We start from the raw sequence: 3,344 nt of genomic DNA on the forward strand, positions 1-3,344 counted from the left end.
ACGGCAAGAATCAGTTCATCTACCCCTGGTCCTTCGTGCGCTTTGAGAATCCGAGGTTTTTTGCCATACCAATAACGGTCGGGGACATCCTGGGCAATCCTCAGGACTGGCTGGCCGTGGTAGCCGCGCCAACCGACCACATCGTATACCGTGTAAGCGTTTTCACCGGTCCGTTTGGCAGCAATCCAGGTGTGGATGGCAAACCAGCCACGCCAACCCCAGGCATTGGCACCGTAGACGTGAAGAATCGCCTCATTCGTGGTTGAGGGGTCGGGCGCGATTTTCGCAGATTCGCGACTGGCGGAGCGCCAATCTTGAACCGTATAAATGTTCAACAAAATCAATCCCATCAGGACTACCGCTGACGTTAATATCAAGTTTTTCACCAAAACGTGCTTCACGAAATCACCCAACCCATTAAAATCGTTGCGGCACCACCCTCATCCTTGATGAATTCAGGATAAGGGTGGCGTTTTCTGCCTAAGTTAAATCTGTAATTCGAGATGAATCCCATTCATTGCACTTACCCCTCCCCAATTAAAGGCAAAGCATATGCCTTGCCTTTAATTGATTACCGACGGGTACAAAATGCCGCCCCGGCCACTTTTGAGGTGTGGGCAGGCCTTGATTCATTTTCCCAATAAAGAGCCTTTAGGTTGCTTGCGTCGGCGTGGTTTAACCATTGCAGTGTCCTCCAGACCCTGTTTCGGGCAGGTTTGTTTGCAAGTACCACAATGTATTACTTATAATCATTGGTTTCACGTTTTAAAGGCCATACTGATTCTATTCTTATTTGCTGGTCGACTGATCCACACCATCTAAGATAACGTTCTGCAAACGGAATGACTGTCAGCAGGGCCCTGGAAAGGTATGCGCAGGCGATCATGACCCGATAAAACCCGATAACGATCCCGGAGAAGTAGCTCAAGGATTTCCTGCAGCCAAGCGTTATCTCCCTTCAACGAGGATTCGCAAAATGGTCGCCCGATCGGCATCGGGATTCTGGTTCAAGATGGACGCCACGCGTCGGGCGGTGTAGGCGGTGGCGATGGACGTGCCGGCATAGGTGCCCGGATTGCCCTTGTATCCCACCGGCAGGTCGGCCAGGCCTGGGGCGGACACGGCCACGAAATCGCCGAAGTTGGACTGGTCCCATGCATCACCGTCCGGGGTCAAGGCGCCAACGCCGATCACATTGTCATAGGCCGCCGGATAGACCGGGTTGCCTGTTGGGGCGTTGCCGGCGGCCGCCACCAGAATCAACCCCTTGGCGTCGGCATAGCGGATGGCAGACGCCAGCAGTGTACTGGGCGTTTCCGAACCCCAGCTCAGGCTCAGGACCCGGGTGCCGTTTTCGATGGCGTAGTCGATGCCGCGCATCAGCGTGTAGGTGGAGGTAAACCCGTTGTCGTCAAAGGCACGGATGGCGATCACTGGGCTGCCGGCGGGGCTGTTTGGACCGGCCCCCAACGGGTTGACCGCTCCCGCGGCAATTAGGGCCATCTGGGTGCCGTGGCCCAATTCGTCGCCGACCTCGGCGCCCGGTGAGACGGCATCGTATGCCGCCTGAACGAAGGGGCTGTTTTCGTAATCGGAACGCAGGCCGCTGTCCATTACCGCCACCACGGCTGCGCCCGATGACGGAGGCGGCGAGGGTGGGGGAGGGGATGACCGGGTCTCGCCCGTTGCCGGACGGCCGCCTTCAAGGGGATAGGCATGGTCCGGTTCGGCGGTTTGAACCCCCGGGGTGTTGGCGATGGTTTCGGTGATCGCCGGCACGTCACTGCCATGGGGCAGGCGCAGCCTGACGATGCCCAACGGGGCGTAAGCGTCGACGATGCTGGCGCCCAGCTGATCCAGCAGCGCCGCAAGGGCGGCTTCCGTGAAAGTTGGGGCCAGTCGCAGCAGCAGGATGTCCTTCACGTGATAGGTGCCGTCGCCATTGTCGACGACATTCAGGTTCATCCCTTTCTTCAGCGGCCGGGCCCGCGCTTCCTGACCCTTATAAAAGATACGAATTTCCCAGAGTCGGGGTTCGCCGGCGGCGGAGGCCTTCTCCTTTCTCCAGATGAGTGCATAGTCGACGGATTTCAAAATGCTGGTCATGGCGGCGCCGATGGGCCGGTCCTTGAAGGCCGCGGTGATTTTCGGATTGATGCGTGGATCGATGCGGATGCGGATGCCCTGGTCGGACAGCAGGCCCAGAATCTCCGAAAGGTCATTCTCCCGGGCATTCAGGGTCAGCCGATTCTCGTCGATGCGCACCTCGGGGTCCGCCGCCTGAACGAGAATCGGGCTCAGCACCAGGCAAAGCAGGAGAAAATTGCCAATGCGCATGCTCGTTTTCATCTATTTTGTCCTCGTTTTTTTATGGGCCGTCCGCGGGAGACTCGGCCGCCCGTGGGGTCGCTCCGGATGATTCCTGCACAGCGAATTCGGATGCGCTCTGGACCAGCTTAAAGGGGGCTTTCAAGGCTCTTGCCATGATGTTAAACAGTCCTTCACCGACCGCCGATGGCGACATCGGTGTGACTTTGATGTCGGCTAACGGTCCCGAAATCCGCAACGGTATCGATATCAGGGAGCCGCCGGCGATGTAGTTGACGATGGGTATTTTGTTGACGATCCGGTCTATGGTCTTCAGCGGGGCTGCCAGCAGTGTGATATCCGCTTGCCGGGTATCGAGGGCGATAAAGCCCAAGCCGGTAATCTTCAAGGAGTTTCCATCCAGCAGGATCTCGCTGAACAGCAGCTTTCCCCCTTTGATTTCGGCTTTGGCGTATGCCTTGGTGTAGCCGTACCCTTTTTCCGTGAGATCGGATTGTCCACCGGTGAATACTTCGGTGATATTGAGAACGGAAAAGATTTTCATCAGCACGCTGGAATGGTCTATCCTTCCATTGTCCGAGGTGAATTCCAAATGTCCGGACATGGATCGGGCTGGATTTTCCCTGATGGGCGGCAAGTTGATCTCGCCGGCAAGGTCGAATTGTGCCTGCGCTTTTATCGGCTTTTGAACGAAGCAGTTGGCCGTCTCCTGAAGAGAAGCACTTGTGGCCGTGGGGTTGACGTGAAGGCTCACACCCCCGGGTGAGATGCCCAGCTGCCCGATGGTGGAGATGCCGCACAGGTTCGCCCGATGCACATGAATGTCCACCGCACTCCCGTCAATCTGGACGTCGGCCAGCACCTGTGACCAGGTAAACCCGCCGTAGGAAAAGTCGTTCGCCTTGACGTGAACCGCTCCCCGCGGCGTCATTGTCGATGCGGCCGGTTTCTGCTTTATGGTGTCCGCTTTGTCTTTGTCGATGGGGCGGAGGGTCCGGATCAGTTCCTCGTCCAGC

Annotated in this window: 3 protein-coding genes; all 3 read right to left on the minus strand. The window is 57.4% G+C overall.

The features are described 5' to 3' along the window. Window positions 1–350: DUF3750 domain-containing protein (locus tag ABYV26_RS23350; RefSeq protein ID WP_372683757.1), on the minus strand; the 350-nt coding region annotated here is incomplete at its 3' end. A 598-nt stretch (window positions 351–948) separates the two neighbouring features. Continuing rightward, window positions 949–2,349 (minus strand): S8 family serine peptidase, encoded by a 1,401-nt coding sequence (locus ABYV26_RS23355; protein ID WP_372683758.1) that lies wholly within the window; start codon window positions 2,347–2,349, stop codon window positions 949–951. A gap of 19 nt (window positions 2,350–2,368) precedes the next feature. After that, window positions 2,369–3,344, minus strand: a 976-nt coding sequence (locus ABYV26_RS23360) for an AsmA-like C-terminal domain-containing protein (protein ID WP_372683759.1), incomplete at its 5' end; no start/stop codon positions are given.

It is taken from the genome of Desulfosarcina sp. (assembly GCF_041551955.1).
GTDB lineage: Bacteria > Desulfobacterota > Desulfobacteria > Desulfobacterales > Desulfosarcinaceae > Desulfosarcina.

Coding starts and splice junctions, on each gene's coding strand:
- ABYV26_RS23355 (WP_372683758.1), bottom strand. CDS start 2,349: ATGAAAACGAGCATGCGCATTGGCAATTTTCTCCTGCTTTGCCTGGTG.